At 60.0% G+C, this 16,050-nt stretch carries 12 protein-coding genes and 5 pseudogenes; 10 read left to right on the plus strand and 7 right to left on the minus strand.

All coding sequences use genetic code 11. The features are described 5' to 3' along the window. Positions 1-111 precede the first annotated feature (111 nt). Positions 112-2,652, minus strand: a complete 2,541-nt coding sequence (locus OZ911_RS13990; RefSeq protein WP_023049033.1) for an HWE histidine kinase domain-containing protein — start codon at positions 2,650-2,652, stop codon at positions 112-114. Positions 2,653-2,752: 100 nt separating this feature from the next. After that, positions 2,753-2,890 (minus strand): annotated as a pseudogene (locus OZ911_RS13995) (helix-turn-helix transcriptional regulator); the annotation flags it as partial. Between OZ911_RS13995 and OZ911_RS14000 the strand changes: the two are divergent. The 5 genes and pseudogenes from OZ911_RS14000 to OZ911_RS14020 form a co-directional block, all read left to right on the plus strand. Further along, positions 2,891-3,162: pseudogene (locus OZ911_RS14000) on the plus strand (APC family permease); the annotation flags it as partial. A gap of 12 nt (positions 3,163-3,174) precedes the next feature. Beyond that, positions 3,175-3,366: pseudogene (locus tag OZ911_RS14005) on the plus strand (P1 family peptidase); the annotation flags it as partial. 48 nt (positions 3,367-3,414) lie between these two features. Beyond that, a pseudogene (locus OZ911_RS14010) lies at positions 3,415-3,537 on the plus strand (P1 family peptidase); the annotation flags it as partial. 76 nt (positions 3,538-3,613) lie between these two features. Further along, a complete protein-coding gene (locus tag OZ911_RS14015; protein ID WP_016486799.1) occupies positions 3,614-4,231 on the plus strand; it encodes a dTMP kinase in 618 nt (205 codons plus the stop codon). A gap of 96 nt (positions 4,232-4,327) precedes the next feature. Next, positions 4,328-4,558 (plus strand): annotated as a pseudogene (locus tag OZ911_RS14020) (TraR/DksA C4-type zinc finger protein); the annotation flags it as partial. Positions 4,559-5,509: 951 nt separating this feature from the next. Here the strand turns inward: OZ911_RS14020 and OZ911_RS14025 are convergent. After that, the gene (locus tag OZ911_RS14025; RefSeq protein WP_016486802.1) at positions 5,510-5,950 is read right to left on the minus strand and encodes an Lrp/AsnC family transcriptional regulator; all 441 of its coding nucleotides are present in this window, start codon (positions 5,948-5,950) and stop codon (positions 5,510-5,512) included. A gap of 142 nt (positions 5,951-6,092) precedes the next feature. On the opposite strand from OZ911_RS14025, the gene OZ911_RS14030 reads away from it, so the two are divergent. After that, on the plus strand, positions 6,093-9,140 hold the full coding sequence (locus OZ911_RS14030) for an aminotransferase class III-fold pyridoxal phosphate-dependent enzyme (protein WP_016486803.1): 3,048 nt from the start codon (positions 6,093-6,095) through the stop codon (positions 9,138-9,140). A 51-nt stretch (positions 9,141-9,191) separates the two neighbouring features. Here the strand turns inward: OZ911_RS14030 and OZ911_RS14035 are convergent, their stop codons facing one another. Continuing rightward, positions 9,192-9,632, minus strand: a complete 441-nt coding sequence (locus OZ911_RS14035) for an Lrp/AsnC family transcriptional regulator (protein WP_024717903.1) — start codon at positions 9,630-9,632, stop codon at positions 9,192-9,194. 287 nt (positions 9,633-9,919) lie between these two features. On the opposite strand from OZ911_RS14035, the gene OZ911_RS14040 reads away from it, so the two are divergent. The 4 genes from OZ911_RS14040 to OZ911_RS14055 all read left to right on the plus strand — a co-directional run bounded on the left by OZ911_RS14040 (position 9,920) and on the right by OZ911_RS14055 (position 12,857). Continuing rightward, positions 9,920-10,708 (plus strand): ABC transporter substrate-binding protein, encoded by a 789-nt coding sequence (locus OZ911_RS14040; RefSeq protein ID WP_031312448.1) that lies wholly within the window; start codon positions 9,920-9,922, stop codon positions 10,706-10,708. Between the two features lie 65 nt (positions 10,709-10,773). After that, positions 10,774-11,421: an amino acid ABC transporter permease gene (locus OZ911_RS14045; protein ID WP_060519955.1), complete on the plus strand. Its 648-nt coding sequence runs from the start codon at positions 10,774-10,776 to the stop codon at positions 11,419-11,421. A 51-nt stretch (positions 11,422-11,472) separates the two neighbouring features. Beyond that, on the plus strand, positions 11,473-12,090 hold the full coding sequence (locus OZ911_RS14050) for an amino acid ABC transporter permease (RefSeq protein ID WP_054833407.1): 618 nt from the start codon (positions 11,473-11,475) through the stop codon (positions 12,088-12,090). 11 nt (positions 12,091-12,101) lie between these two features. Continuing rightward, a complete protein-coding gene (locus OZ911_RS14055) occupies positions 12,102-12,857 on the plus strand; it encodes an amino acid ABC transporter ATP-binding protein (RefSeq protein WP_016486807.1) in 756 nt (251 codons plus the stop codon). A 35-nt stretch (positions 12,858-12,892) separates the two neighbouring features. Here OZ911_RS14055 and OZ911_RS14060 read toward each other — a convergent pair whose 3' ends face one another. The 3 genes from OZ911_RS14060 to OZ911_RS14070 all read right to left on the minus strand — a co-directional run bounded on the left by OZ911_RS14060 (position 12,893) and on the right by OZ911_RS14070 (position 16,040). Next, positions 12,893-13,834 (minus strand): electron transfer flavoprotein subunit alpha/FixB family protein, encoded by a 942-nt coding sequence (locus OZ911_RS14060; protein WP_023049029.1) that lies wholly within the window; start codon positions 13,832-13,834, stop codon positions 12,893-12,895. Further along, on the minus strand, positions 13,835-14,584 hold the full coding sequence (locus OZ911_RS14065; RefSeq protein WP_016486809.1) for an electron transfer flavoprotein subunit beta/FixA family protein: 750 nt from the start codon (positions 14,582-14,584) through the stop codon (positions 13,835-13,837). Between the two features lie 130 nt (positions 14,585-14,714). Then, entirely contained in the window at positions 14,715-16,040 is a 1,326-nt protein-coding gene (locus OZ911_RS14070) for a spinster family MFS transporter (protein WP_023049028.1), read from the minus strand. Positions 16,041-16,050 lie beyond the last annotated feature (10 nt).

The following is a 16,050-nucleotide window of genomic DNA, read 5'->3' on the forward strand; positions in this document are numbered from 1 at the left end:
CGCCAGCTTCAAGGCTGGCGCTGCCCTCCTGCAAGAGCGGTTTCAGCCGCGCACCGGCAAGGCCGGTGTTATCTCCAGGCCTCGCTGGCCACGCAATCTCCGTCGCTTCCGTCAACGATCCAACAGGCCCTGCAGGCTGGCCAGGATGCTGTTGGCGTCGTAAGGCTTGCGCGCTACGGGGGCAGCCTTCAAGTGCTCGGGAATGCTGATACCGTCGCCATAGCCGGTGGCAAAGAGGAAGGGAACCTGACGGCGTAACAGTTCATCGGCCACGGAAATGGATGTGCCGGTACCCAGGTTGACATCCAGTATGGCCACATCCGGTGTGCAACCGGCGAGCAGTTGCATTGCCTCAGCTTCGGAATTGGCGGTGATCACGTGCTTGATTTGAGCATCGGTGAGAATCTGCTCCAAGCCCACTGCAATCACCAGTTGGTCTTCGAGGATCATCACGCACAAGTCCTCCCGCGCTGCAAAGGTATCGCGCACGCGGGCCATGGCCGAGGCCGGGATGACGGGTTCGAAGGTTTCGGCAATGGTAAGGTGCTTGGCCGGGATACTGAAAAAGCCCTGCAGGCCTTCGGGGTAATACTCCACTGTGCTGGTGCCGCCCAGGTCGAACGGGATGCTGCGGTCGATCAGTACCGAGCCGAAGCCACTGCGGCTGGGCGGGCGTACCGTTGGCCCGCCACTTTCACGCCAGCTGATGGCGCAGGCGTTCGCGGCGTCGAGTGCCCAGCTTACCGAAAGCCTGCCGCCGGCCCGCGATAGCGCGCCGTACTTGGCCGCATTGGTAGCCAGTTCGTGCAGCACCAGGGCCATTACCGAGTAGGCGCGCGCATCGAGGATGACGTTAGGGCCCTGCAGCTCGATCATGCCGGCAGCCGTGCGATAGGGCGAAAGCTCGGCCTCCAGCAGCCTCTCCAGGCGACCGCCACCATCACCCCGCACCACTTGATCATGGGCCAGTGACAATGCCTGTATACGACCTTTCAATGTCGTCACATAGTCCTGGAGTGTCTGCCCCTCAGCGGTCGGATGGGCAACCAATGCCCCGATCAGCGACAGGATGTTCTTGACCCTGTGGTTGAGCTCTTCATTGAGGATGCGCTGGCGCACTTCTGCCTTCGATCGCTCGCCGGCGAGCAGCTCGTTGTTGTGCAGCACCACTTCGACGATGGCGGTGCGGATGGCATCACCAAACTGGCGATCCTGCTCGGTCCAGGGCAGCGAATGCTGGTGAACGGTTTCTTTCCAGACGGCGAAGCTTTTGCGCGGTGTCAGACGATCCCCCAGCGCCCCGCTGTCGTAGGTCTTGTTAGGGTCCCCCGCCCAGGCGAGTGTCTCGATGACCTCCTTGCGGAAGAAGATCAGGTAGTCCCTCGGCTGTTGCGATATCGGGATGATCAAAACGCCAGAGACGTCGGTGAAGTAAGCCTGGGCAGAGGGATGCACCATCGACAGGCGGTTGGACGCCCAGGTCCGGCCATCGGTGACCCTGCCTGCCAGGTTCAACAGTTCGGGCACGGCAGCCTTCGGCAATACCAGCCCGGATGATACCCAGCGGCCTTGCAGCGATATGCCGACGCCATCGCAGGGGATCAGCGACATGAGTTGCGGCAGGCGTGAGTGGAAGAACCCATCGAGGTCCACTGACAGGGTGGCATCGCGCACGATGTCGTCCAGTGCGTTGTGAACCCGCACGGCGGCTTCGAGTTTTTGCCGGCTGCGCAGGGTCTCGAGATGCAACGCGAAGAACTCGCCGAACATTTCGGCGGCCACCCGCTGCCCCATGGTCAGTGTACGTGGCGTGTAGTGGTGGCAGGCGATCATCCCCCACAGCTCGCCGTTGACGATCACCGATATCGACATGGAGGCGCCCACGCCCATGTTGCACAGGTACTCGCAATGGACCGGCGACACGCTGCGCAGGTGCGCGTAGGACAGGTCTAGCGGTTCGCCTGACGGGTCAAGGACAGGCTCGATGGCGACTCGTTTGAACTGGGCATCGGAGATCACCCGGATGGGGTTGCGCAGGTAAAGCGCTCGGGCCTGCTGCGGGATGTCGGTGGCGGGGAAATACTGGCCCATGAAGCTTTCGAGGTCGCCGCGCTTGGCTTCCGCTACCACTTGGCCAGCCCCGTCTGCACCGAGCTGGTAGATCATTACACGGTCGTAGCCCAGCACCGCGCGGACAAAGCGGGCAGCGTCGCGGATCAATTTGGTGGTCTGGGCGGTTTCGCGCAGCTGGGTAATCAGGGTGCGGGCCAGTTCGATGGGCTCGGCGATGCTGGCGCCCGCCGGTTCGAACTCCAGGATGGCCGAACCCTTGAACAGGTGGGCGGCGATATCGAAGGCCTGGCCGTTGGGCAGCATCACGCCAAAGCTGAGTGCAGGGCGCGAGGCTTCGCGGGTACGGGCCAACGCGTTACGCAAGGTGTGGGCTACCTCGTCCCCTAAGACTGTGTGCAGCTTCTGCCCGTTGATATCGCCTGCCAGGCCCAGCAAATGCGGGGCATTGAGCGAATGGCGCAGGACCACGGTCGCGGATGCATCGCAGGCCAGCAGGCAGCCGTGGGGCTGGATGCTGCCAGGGATCTGGATCGGTTCGCGGTCGCAGTTGGTCAGGTTTACTTGCGGATCGGAGGTCATTTGGCCCGTGCCTAAGGGTAAAGAGTAGGCTGCCAAAAGGGCCGCCACCGTCAGCCTAGCAGGCATTGTCCGCCTTGGGCATTGCCGAGTGGCTGCCTTTTCAGGTTGACGGGGTATGTGCCCGTTCATCTGTGAAACCCAACTCTCGTATGAACATCGAAAACAGCTCGGGGTGAGACGATATGTTCAGCTTCGCGTACAGATGACGCCGGTTCACCTTTATGGTTTCTGGCGAGATTTCACTGTACTGCTGATCCTGTGCGTGTACCTGGTGGTCGGGATGTGCGCGCTGTTCAGCCGCGTGCTGCGCCGCGACCGTGAGCACCCTTACCGGATGCCGCTGTGGCCACTGCCGGCCTTGGCTGCGGTGACGGGGCCGGGTACCTGTTGACGACCCTGTTAAGTACGGCTTCAGCCCGGGACATTTTCATCATTCTTGGCATTCTGATTACTTCCGTGTTGCTGTACGGCACGTATGGCAAGTTGAGCCCGGCTTTCCAGAAGCTTTGAGCGAGAGACAAGATGCGAGCACGCGATTTCGGTATCACGCTGGGCCTTGGTCGGCCTGGCCCCCACAACGCCATTACCGATGTGCCGGGTGTACGGGTTGGCCACGCCACCCTGAGCAAGCACCATAACGGCAAGCCTGTACGCACCGGTGTCAGTGTCATCGAGCCCCGCGAAGGCCCGGCGCGCCATCAACCGTGCTTTGCCAATATTTCGCCGCTGTTCGCGGCAGCGGCCGATGCGGTAGAAGAGGCCATTGTCAACGCGATCCTGGCAGGCAGGACCCTGCAAACAGAGGACGGGCGAGAAGTGCCAGGCCTGGAGGGTTCGCGGTTGCTGAAGGCCCTTGAGCAAGTGGGTTGGAAAGCTCAGGGTTAACTCAGCAAGCGAATCGCTTGAAGACAAGCCACGATCAATGCTTTCATTCCGCGCTTGAACCAACGGGTATTGAACGATGAACCGCCCGCTGTTTGTTGCCATCGATGGGCCCAAGGGTACTGGCAAGACCACGCTGCTGGAGGCCGTCACTCAAGCCTTGCGGCTGGACGGGAACAAGGTGATCCGCCTCTGCGAAAGAAACAACGACCCTTACCGGGGCGAGACCATGGTCCTGGTCAACCAGCTTGCCAGAAGCCCATGCCCGGACCTGGAGTTCAAGGTGTGCGAGCGCTTTGCAGAGAGCCGCGCCTGGATTTCCCGGCATGTGCTGCCCAGGCAGCCAGCTGACAGCATCATCCTGATTGATCGCTGGTATCCCTCTGATGCTGCTTTTCGTCGCACGGTGCCTTTTGACCAGATCTTGCGCCTGAACCTTGAGCGAAACGTGCAAGTGCCCGATTTGCATGTCGGGGTTGTCACAGCCGCTGAAACCTCATGGGCACGAGCCGCAGCGCGTACGCGTGGGCTTGGCAGTACGGTGATCTACAACCTTGATGAACAGGTGGCCTGTACCGAGGCGTTCGAGCGTGCCGTTGCAGAGTACGGCTGGGTGTTGTGCCGTAATGAGGGGACGATCGACGAGGCGACGCGGCAGGTAGTTGGCGAGATACAGGGCGTGCTTGCACACATGTGAGTTGTGCCAGCAACATGTTCTGGCTGTTACAGCCCGGTTTCCTCAATACAACGCATGAATGGGTTGCCGTGCAAAGTGTTGTGGGTCAAGGACGGCGCAGAGGAAGAGCAGCGGCAACGGCAGCTGCGCCTGCTTGAGCGGGAAAAGAAGCTGCTGGACAAGATTGACGAAGCCCTGGAGCGCATTGCACGGGGTGAGTACGGGTGGTGCAAGGACCCCGGCGAGCCCATCGACCTCAAGCGCTTGCTGCTGCGGCCGACCGCGACACTGAGCATCGAGGCCAAGGAGCGGCAGGAACGCCAGGAGCGGCCTATACGCGAAGCTTGATTCTCTAGGCGTGGATGGCACCGGCTTGGCCGGTGTTCGCGGGGCAAGCCCGCTCCCACAGTGACCGCGCAGGCTTCTGGATTTTGAGTAAGACAGCAGGGCCAAGTTGACTCGCTAGGCATGTATAAACTGCGCTGGCGGCCAATCTGCATACCCTGTGCAGAGCCACTGTCTCGCACAAAGGCTGAAAGCGAGCGCGGTCACTGTGGGAGCGGGCTTGCCCCGCGAACACGGGCGAAGCCCGTGCCATCCACCGTGCTGGATTCTTCGCGGCTAAAGCCGCTCCCACAGTGACCGCGCAGGCTTCTGGATTTTGAGTCAGACAGCAGGGCCAGGTTGACTCGCTAGGCAGGTATAAACTGCGCTGGCGGCCAATCTGCATACCCTGTGCAGAGCCACTGTCTCGCACAAAGGCTAAAAGCGAGCGCGGTCACTGTGGGAGCGGGCTTGCCCCGCGAACACGGGCGAAGCCCGTGCCATCCACCGTGCAGGATTCTTCGCGGCTAAAGCCGCTCCCACAGTGACCGCGCAGGCTTCTGGATTTTGAGTAAGACAGCAGGGCCAAGTTGACTCGCTAGGCAGGTATAAACTGCGCTGGCGGCCAATCTGCATACCCTGTGCAGAGCCACTGTCTCGCACAAAGGCTGAAAGCGAGCGCGGTCACTGTGGGAGCGGGCTTGCCCCGCGAACACGGGCGAAGCCCGTGCCATCCACCGTGCTGTATTCTTCGCGGCTAAAGCCGCTCCCACAGTGACCGCGCAGGCTTCTGGATTTTGAGTCAGACAGCAGGGCCAGGTTGACTCGCTAGGCAGGTATAAACTGCGCTGGCGGCCAATCTGCATACCCTGTGCAGAGCCACTGTCTCGCACAAAGGCTGAAAGCGAGCGCGGTCACTGTGGGAGCGGGCTTGCCCCGCGAACACGGGCGAAGCCCGTGCCATCCTGCAGGTCGTCAGGCACCCTGCCGGTCGATATCACGGCGCAGGACCACCGACGTGGTAATGTCATCCACGGATTCGTGCCGTGCCACGTTGTCGCGTACCTGGTTGAGGTCGTCGATCGTCCGGGTCTCCACTTCAACCACCAGGTCAAGCTGGCCGCTCACCGAGGAAACCCGCCGCACGCGTGCGTCCGTGGCCAACTGGTCGAGCAGCCCCATGGCAGGCGTGCGCTGCAATGTCACCAGCAAGATCGCGCGTATCACATTGGCATCTATTTCGCCGATATCCGCCCGATAACCGCGAATGACCCCGCTGCGTTCAAGGTTGGCGACGCGCTCGGTCGTGGCGCTTCTGGAAAGGCCTATGCGGCCGGCTAATGCCTTCAGCGCAATGCGCGCGTCCTTCGAAAGTACTTCAAGAATCTCACGATCTTTTGCGTCCAGCTCACGCATTGCACCACCTGATTAGCTTGCCGTCATTATGCCGGTCGGAACCGGCATAATGCCTGTTGATCCCGACGGTATGCAGGGTGTCGGTTTCGGTGGTGCATGACAAGCTATTGAAAAACAATTTGCTCGCTCGGAACGTGATGACATGACAGACCTTTCCCACCCGGCACCTCGGTTTTCGGCAAGCGAAGCCGAGGGCCTTGCAAAAGATTTCTTCAATGTCTCTGGCACTGCCACGCCCCTGGATGGGGAGCGTGATCGCAATTACCGGCTGGAGACTGGCCTGGATGCAGGCTGGATACTGAAAATCGTCAATGCCAGCGAACCCAGGGTGGAAAGCGAGTTCCAAACCGCGCTGCTTGATCACCTGGCCGTGCACGGCGCGCATTTGCGCGTGCCTCACTTGCGGGCCAGCATGGCTGGCGACTACCTGCCATCGGTGACCAGTGCCACAGGTGAAACGCACGCGGTACGCCTGGTCAGCTGGTTGGCCGGTACGCCACTTGCCGAGGCCAGGCGCTCATTCGCCCTGATGAAAAACTTCGGTCGGGCACTCGGTGAACTCGACCGCGCACTGCAGGGCTTCATGCACCCGGGTGCCGTCCGCGACCTTGACTGGGATCTGCGCCATGCTGCGCGCTCCCGGTCGCGCCTGCACTTCATCAAGAGCCCTGAACGCCGGGCCATTGTCGAGCGCTTCATCACCCGGTTTGAACAGACCGTACAGCCCAAGCTGGCGTCCCTCCGGGCGCAGGTGATTCACAACGACGCCAACGACTGGAACATCCTGGTCGATGCCGAAACCACCAGTACCGTGACGGGCTTCATCGACTTTGGCGATGCCGTGCATACCGTGCTGATTGCCGAGGTCGCGATTGCCAGCGCGTACGCCATTCTGGACATGGACGACCCGATCGGCGCTGCTGCTGCGCTGGCCGCCGGTTTCCACGAGACATACCCGTTGCAGGCGCAAGAGCTTGATGTGTTGTTCAACCTGATCGCCATGCGCCTGGTCGTCAGCGTCACGTTCTCCGCTTCCCGGCAGGATCAGACAGAGCACAACCCCTACCTGGCGATCAGTGAAGCGCCTGCCTGGCGCCTGCTGGAACAACTCGACTCGATGAACCCACGGCTGGCCACCGGCATACTGCGCAAGGCCTGTGGTTTCGATGCCATCGAAGGCGCGGGTGATGTCCGCCGCTGGATTGCGGACAACCACAAATCCTTCGCCGACCTGGTGCGCCCGTCCGCCGCCATCCTCAACAAGGTGATTGCACCGTTTGGTGACGCCACCCACGAGATGACCATCGCCTCGGCTGAGCAGCGCCCTGCAGATGCAACCCGTTGGTGGGAAGCGTTTTCTGCTGCTCACCAGGTGCCATTGGCCATCGGGCCATGGGGGGAGTTGCGCACCATCTACACTGACAGCGCGTTCGAGTCCCGTTTCATCAAAGGGCAGCGCCGCACACTGCATGTCGGTGTCGACCTGGTGATGCCAGCGGGTACGCCGTTGTACGCACCGGTCGCTGGCACTGTCAGAAGTGTGGAGGTTGAACCAGACCCGCTGGGGTATGGTGGCCTGGTGATGATCGAGCACACGCCACCCGGTTGCCCGCCATTTCTGACCCTGTGGGGGCACATGGCCCATGAAGCGCTCAGCCGCTTGAAAGCCGGTGACAAGCTCGAAGCCGGCGACTTGGTCGGTTACATGGGCACCGATCATGAAAACGGCGGCTGGATTCCCCACCTGCACCTGCAGATGACCACCGATACCCAGCTGAGTGCGAGCGAGGTCATTGGCGTGGGTGAGCCCGAGTACCAGGAGGTATGGGCCGACCTGTTCCCCGATGCCTCGGCCTTGGCGGGTATCCCGCCAGAGACCTACACCCAGCAAGGGATGACCAAGGCCCAGATTATTGCCAAGCGCAAGGATCTGCTGCTACCTAACCTGTCAATTTCGTACACCGACCCGATCAAGTTCGTGCGTGGTGATGGCGTATGGCTGATCGACAACTTCGGGCGCGCCTACCTGGACTGCTTCAACAACGTGTGCCACCTGGGCCATAGCCATCCCGACGTGGTCGAGGCCTTGACCCGCCAGGCTGCGCTACTCAACACCAACACCCGTTACCTGCACGACAACATCGTCGAGTACGCCGAACGCCTGACCGGTACCCTGCCAGAGGGTCTTTGCGTAGCGTCCTTTGGTTGTTCGGGGAGTGAAGCCAACAGCCTGATGCTGCGCATGGCGCGCAACTACACAGGCAGTGACCAGGCGATCGTGCTGGACTGGGCTTACCACGGCACCACGCAAGAACTCATCGACCTTAGCCCTTACAAGTACAAGCGCAAGGCCGGCAAGGGCAGGGCGGCACATGTTCACGAGGCGATGGTCCCGGACAGCTACTACGCGCCCGGGCACTGGCCAGTGGAAGAGCATGGCAAGCGTTTTGCCGAGTCGGTCGCAGAGCAGCTGGATGCCATACGCAAGGCAGGCAAGGGCCCAGGCTTCTTCCTTGCCGAGTCGATCCCCAGCGTGGCGGGGCAGGTGTTCCTGCCTGACAACTACCTCAAGGAGGTCTACGCCATGGTTCGCGCCGAGGGTGGGCTTTGCCTGGCCGATGAGGTACAGGTCGGGTTCGGCCGCGTCGGTAGCCACTGGTGGGCATTCGAGACCCAGGGCGTGGTGCCGGATGCCGTCACCATGGGCAAACCGATTGGTAACGGCCACCCGATGTCGGCGGTTGTCACCACGCGTGAGGTTGCCGATGCCTTCAATAATGGGATGGAGTATTTCAATACCTTCGCCGGCAACCCTGTGTCGTGCGCGGTAGGCCTGGCGGTGCTCAATGCAATCGAGCGCGACCAGTTGAAAGAAAATGCCTTGAGTGTTGGTAACTACCTGCTCGATGGGTTCCGCAAGCTTCAGCAGCAATTCGATGTGATTGGTGATGTGCGCGGGCTTGGGCTTTTCCTCGGCATCGTCCTGGTCACCGACCGCAAGTCGAAGGCGCCGGCCACGTCCCTGGCCCGGAAAGTGGCTGATGGCGCCAGGGAACGCGGCGTATTGATCGGCACTGAAGGCCCGCATGACAACGTGCTGAAAATGCGGCCATCGATGATTTTCAGCCGGGCCAATGCCGACTTCCTCCTCGACGTGCTGAAAGACAGCTTTACCGCAGCACTGAAGTAGCTTTTGTAGACTACGCGGTCTTTGCAGGCGCGACACAAGGCCGCGCCTGCATCACGCCTTCTGCCGGTCTATGTCACGCCGCAGCACTACCGCGGTGGTGATGTCGTCTACAGAGTCGTGGCACGCCACGGCGTCCCGTACACGGTTCAAGTCATCAATCGTCCGTGCTTCGACCTCGACTATCAGGTCGAGCTGCCCGCTGACCGATGAAACCCGTTTCACTTGGGCGTTCTGTGCCAGAAGGTCCAACAGCCCAAGTGCCGGTGTACGTTTCAGCGCTACCAGGATGATTGCCCGTATGACATTGGCATCGATTTCACCGATGTCGGCGCGATATCCGCGAATGACCCCACTACGCTCCAGTTGCAAAACCCGCTCGCTGGTGGCACTTCTTGACAGGCCAACTCTTGCAGCCAGCGCTTTGAGTGCCACACGTGCTTCCTTGGAGAGTATTTCGAGGATTTCCCGATCTTTGACGTCTAATTCGCGCAATGCTGACACTCCCGCCTGATCACCGGTAAATGACCGGCTGCCCCGGTAAAGTGCAGGGGGCAAACCAGCCGAGTACTCGCTTGTTTTTAGTGCATCGCCAGACACTACTCCAGTTATTCCAAAGCCCGAAGTAGCGCCGACACTATGTCGGCCGATTCCGGCAATGTGCCACCCGAACACGCACATTGCAGGGTGATTTCAAGGTTTTAGTGTGCAAAGCTCTCAGTGAAGGTTGGGACTTCAGCGCCCAGGACAATAAGAAATAGAAACTTCCAAGGAGTGCCTCGATGCTGGCAAGAAAAACCAGGATGCTACTGGCTTCCACCGCTGTTGCAGCGGCTGCATTATTTTCTCACGGCATGGCGCACGCCGATGATTTGCAGGCCGTTCAACATTCAAAAGTACTGCGCGTGGCAATGAGTGGCCAATACTCTCCGTTCAGTTTCGCCAATGAAAAGAATGAAATTGTCGGTTTCGACGCCTCCATTGGTGAAGCACTCGCCCAGCGTCTGGGTGTGAATATAAAAATTATCACCACACCGTTTGACGGCATTATCGCCGGGCTGCTGGCCAAGAAGTATGACGCTGTCATTGCCTCGATGACCATTACCCCCGAGCGGCTGAAAGCCGTCGACTTCGTGGGCCCTTATTACCATGCAGGCCGTACCATCGGCGTCAAGGAAGACTCTTCGATCAAGGGGCTTGATGACCTGAAGGATGTCACCGTTGGCGTTACGTTGGGTGACTCGCATGACAAATGGGCGCGTAATCGCGGCAATCTTAAAGTGCGCACCTATAAAGGCTTACCGGAAATGCTGGTGGACCTGGAAGCCGGTCGTATCGACGCGGTAGTGATGGACAGTATTCCGGTCATGGTTGCGGTAAAAGAGACCGGGCAGAAGGTGCGGATCATCAGCCTGCCGGACGAGCAGGGTGGCCGTGAAGGCCTGGGCATTGCCATTCGCAGAAACAACCCTGAACTCAAGGCCCAGTTGCAGAAGGCGCTGGACGAGATTCTGGCCGATGGCACCTATAAAGAAATCTCCATGAAATGGGTGGGTAGCGATATTCGCTGATGCACACCTGGAGTGGCCTGACCGACAGGTTGGGCCGGGTTGGCTGAATTCTGTGAGTGGTTTTTATGGACCTGTCATTGATCCATCGCACCTACCCGTTCTTTCTGGAATCCGCCTGGGTAACTGTGCAGATCTCGTTGCTGTCACTCTTACTGGGTTTACTCCTTGCAATCGTTCTGGTGGCGTGCCGGTTATCGCCATTTATTCTCTTGCGGTGGGCAGCCAAAATCTACGTCAGTGTCTTTCGCGGTACACCCTGCCTGGTGCAGTTATTCATTATCTATTTTGGTGGGCCACAAATAGGTATTGAGCTTGAGCCGTTTGCTGCTGCGGTGATCGGTTTAGGCATGAATATAGCGGCGTATATGTCGGAGTCCATTCGAGGGGCTATCGATAATGTCGACCCGGGCCAGGAGGAGGGCGCACGGTCGATTGGCTTCAGCCGCAGCCAGACGCTGTTGTTCATCATCATTCCCCAGGCAATGAAGCTGATGATCAGGCCGCTTGGCGTAAATGCTATCGGCCTGATCAAGGGTTCTGCCCTGGTGTCGGCCATTTCGGTGGTCGAACTGACTTACACCGCGCAGCGCTTCATCAGTTCAACCTACAAACCGTTCGAGATATTCATGGTGTCGGCGCTGCTTTATATCGTCATGGTCTACGCGGTCAAGTACCTGGTGGAAGTGCTGGACCGGCGCTACGCAACCCAGTGAGGAGTGCCAGTGGAAGGGTTCAACCTGAGTGTCATCACGCCTTACTATGAAATGCTGGCAACCGGTCTGTGGTGGACGGTTGTCATGTTTCTCTGTTCCAGCGTCATCAGCCTGATGGTGGGCGTGTTATTCGCCTTGATCGACCTGTATGCGCCGAAAGCCATGGCACTGCCTGTGCGTTTCGTGACCTGGCTGTTGATGGGCACGCCATTGTTGCTGCAACTGTATCTGATCTATTACGGGCTGGTTCAGGTGGGTATCGATATTCCGGCGCTGGCTGCGGGGATAATCGGGCTAAGCCTGCATTTTGCGGTGTACAACGCCGAGGTGATCAAGTCCGGGATCGAGGCGGTCGACCCAGGCCAGATAGAGGGCGCGCGCTCGATTGGCCTTAGCAAAGCCATGACCCAGCGCTACATCATTGTTCCGCAGGCGCTCAGAAAAACCATTGCGCCACTGGGGAACAACCTCATTGTGTTGCTGAAGGACACTTCACTGGTGTCGATCATCGGTATTGCCGAACTCGTCTACAGCGCCCAATTGGCTGTCAGCGAAACGTATAGCCCCTTTGAGTTCTATATAGCCGTCGCAGTGATCTACTACGTGGCCAATCTGGTACTCGAGGCGGGGTTGCATCTTATTGAAGCCAAGGTCGAGATGTCACGATGAACAACAACGCTATGGTAGAAGTGAAGGGCGCTCGCAAAGCCTACGGCACACTTGAGGTGCTCAAGGGCATCGACCTGTCGGTCTCGCGTGGGCAGATCTTCGCTATCATCGGCCCGAGTGGCTCTGGCAAAAGTACCCTGCTGCGATCGATCAACCATCTCGAAGTGCTCAATGGCGGTGAAATCTGGCTGGATGGTGCTCAGGTCAACCGGCCCTTGAAAGGCCGCGCCTTCGAGCAGCACATCAACCGGGTGCGCCAGCAGATGGGCATGGTGTTTCAACACTTCAATCTGTTCCCGCACCTCACCGTCTGTGAAAACGTCGCGATAGGGCCTGTGAAGCTCAAAGGCTACTCGAAAAGTGCGGCCAGAGCGCTGGCCCTGGAGTACCTGCAAAAGGTCGGGCTGGAAAACAAGATTGACGAATATCCGTCGCGCTTGTCCGGTGGGCAGAAGCAGCGCGTGGCCATTGCCCGGGCGTTGGCCATGCAACCCAAGGTGATGTTGTTCGATGAAGCGACCTCAGCCCTGGACCCGGAGCTTGTGGAAGAGGTGAACCTGGTCATGAAGCAACTGGCGGCCGAGCACATGACCATGTTGATCGTCACGCATGAGATGCGCTTTGCCGGCGAGGTTGCTGACCAGATCGTATTCATGGATGGCGGGGTTGTTGTGGAACAAGGGGCTCCGGGGGACATCCTGAGGAACCCGGTGCAGGATCGTACCCGGGCTTTTTTGAAGAAGCATTTGCAAGCCGACCCTTTGTAAGAGGGCCGGGCTTCTTCAAAAACCAGGCAGGCGGGTCAGGCCAGCTTTTCCAGCTCTGGCACCGCTTCGAACAGGTCAGCGACCAGGCCGTAGTCGGCCACCTGGAAGATCGGCGCTTCTTCGTCCTTGTTGATCGCAACGATCACTTTGGAGTCTTTCATGCCGGCCAGGTGCTGGATCGCGCCGGAGATACCGACGGCGATATACAGCTGTGGCGCAACGATCTTGCCGGTCTGGCCGACCTGCATGTCGTTCGGCACGAAGCCTGCGTCGACCGCAGCACGCGAAGCGCCGACGGCCGCGCCAAGCTTGTCGGCCAGGCTGTACAGGTGCTTGAAGTTGTCACCGTTACCCATGCCGCGGCCGCCGGAAACGACGATCTTGGCAGCGGTCAGTTCCGGGCGGTCGGACTTGGCCAGCTCTTCACCGACAAAGGCCGAGATACCGGCGTTGTGCGCGGCACCCACCGCTTCAACAGCGGCCGAGCCACCTTCGGCGGCGACTGGGTCGAAGCCGGTGGTACGCACGGTGATGACCTTGACCGAAGCGCTCGATTGCACGGTGGCAATGGCGTTACCGGCATAGATCGGGCGCTTGAAGGTGTCGGCGGACTCGACCGAGATGATCTCGGAGATCTGGTCCACATCCAGCAGTGCGGCAACGCGTGGCAGGATGTTCTTGCCGTTGGTGGTGGCCGGGGCCAGCACGTGGCTGTAACCGTTGGCCAACTCGACAATCAGCGGCGCCACGTTCTCCGGCAGGACGTGTGCGTAAGCTGCGTTGTCGGCAACCAGCACTTTCGCCACACCCGCGATCTTGGCAGCAGACTCGGCAATGCCACCGACGTTCTGGCCAGCGACCAGCACGTGCACATCACCACCGATCTTGGCAGCTGCGGCAACAGTGTTCAGGGTAGACGGTGCTACTGCACCGTTCTCAGGACCTTGTAGAAGGTCAGCGACAACCAGGACAGTCATTCAGATCACCTTCGCTTCGTTCTTCAGCTTCTCGACCAGCTCGGCCACCGACTTGACTTTGATACCCGCGCTGCGGGCAGCCGGCGCTTCGACTTTCAGGGTCTTGTTGGTGGAGGCGAGCGAAACGCCCAGATCGTCAGGCTTGACGGTCTCCAGCGGTTTCTTCTTGGCCTTCATGATGTTCGGCAGCGACGCATAGCGTGGCTCGTTCAGGCGCAGGTCGGTGGTGACGATGGCTGGCAGGTTCAGCGATACGGTCTGCAGGCCGCCATCGATTTCACGGGTGACATTCAGGTTGTCGCCGGCGACTTCCACCTTGGAGGCGAAGGTGCCCTGGGCGTAGCCGGTCAGCGCAGCCAGCATCTGGCCGGTCTGGTTGTTGTCGCTGTCGATGGCCTGCTTGCCAAGGATGACCAGCTGAGGCTGCTCCTTGTCGACAACGGCTTTCAGCGCCTTGGCCACCGCCAGGGAGTTCAGCTCGTCAGCGGCTTCTACCAGGATGGCACGGTCGGCACCCAGGGCCAGGGCGGTACGCAGTTGCTCCTGGGCAAAGGTCGGGCCGACGGAAACGACAACGATCTCGGTCGCAACGCCTTTTTCCTTCAGGCGTACGGCCTCTTCCACGGCGATTTCGCAGAAGGGGTTCATGGACATCTTGACGTTAGTAAGGTCGACGCCGGAGTTGTCCGCCTTGACGCGAACCTTGACGTTGTAGTCGACCACTCGTTTGACGCTTACCAGTATCCTCATAAGCTCTCCAGTCATTGATATTGCGAACGCGGGGCAGCGGGTGTCTGACAATGACGGTAACGTAGGGAATGTGCGGGTGGATCGTCCGTTTCAACTAGTTGATCGGCGATTGTGCGCCAGTGCTCAGGTTTCAGGCATACGCAGAAAGGCGCGAAGGGGCGGCCAGGTGTTGATAGGTCCGCCAGAGCAGCACGATCGGTATGACGATGGTAAGGCTGACCAGCAGCAGGGCGTAGCGCAGCGACTCGTCCACCAGCACTGGCATCAGTACATCGCTCAGTAGCCCGGTTGCCAACGGGCCGATACCGACTCCGCACAAGGTCGAGATAATGGTCTGCAGGGCGACGGCAGTCGCCCTGCGGTGGGCGGGCACCAACTGGGTCAACAACGAGAAGCAGGGGCCGACCCACCATACCGAGAAAAAGCTGCCCAGCGCACACCAGAGCATCGCGCTGGGTACCGGAACTGCACCCGCATGCAGCAGGATGTCACGTGGCCAAAGCAGGTAGATGATCAATGCGCAATTGCCGAGCACATGGCCGATGAGCGGAATGCCGATTTGCCAATGCTGGCTCCTGATCACCAGGCGGTCGGTCAGCCATCCACTGAACAACGCCCCTAGCCCGGCAAAGGTGCCGCCTACCAAGCCGGCTAGAAGGCCCGCGTAGTGCAAGGGCAGGTCATGCGATCGCACCAGGAAGCTGGCATTCCACATGGCAAAGGCATAGGCGCTGAAGGTGGTAATGCCGCAAGCCAGCACCAGGCAACGGTAGGCAGGCTGTGCCATGAGTGCCCGCGCACTGCCCAGCAGGCTTTGTATGGGCGGTGCGCCCTGGCTGGCGTGGCTATGGGGGAGGTCGAAGCGACCCCGTACCGGGTCGCGCATCACAAAGGCAAACACCGCGCTGATCAGCAGGGAAGGCAGGGCGACAGCAAAAAAAGCGCTGCGCCAGCCATATTGGTCGACCACCCAGGCGCCGGCACTAAGGGCAACGATGGTCGAAAACGTCGGCGCGGCGGTGTAGCAACTGATGGCAAAAGAACGCCGGTGCGGTGGGTAGATATCGGCAATGATCGACATCGAGGTCGAGGTGCTTGGTGACTCGAAGACTGCTACCGCCATGCGTGCGATCACCAGCATCGCAAAGCTGGTGGACAGGCCGCAGGCCACCGTTGCCAGCGCCCACAACGAGCAGGTAATGGCCAGCAGGCGTGTGCGTGACAGGCGATCGGCCAGGCGCCCGGCTGGCAGGCCCAGCAGCACATAGACGGCAGCGAAGGCCAGGCCCGAAACCAGGCCCATGGCGGTGTCGCTGGCACCGAACTCTTGTTTGAGCGGTTCGATCATCACGGCAATGATCTGCCGCCCGACAAAGTTGTCGGCGTACATCATCGCGAGCACAAACAGCAGACCATGGCTGCGCCAGCCGATGGGTTGAGGGTGCGTACTGCTCATGGATGACTCC

Source organism: Pseudomonas fortuita, from assembly GCF_026898135.2.
Classification (GTDB): domain Bacteria; phylum Pseudomonadota; class Gammaproteobacteria; order Pseudomonadales; family Pseudomonadaceae; genus Aquipseudomonas; species Aquipseudomonas fortuita.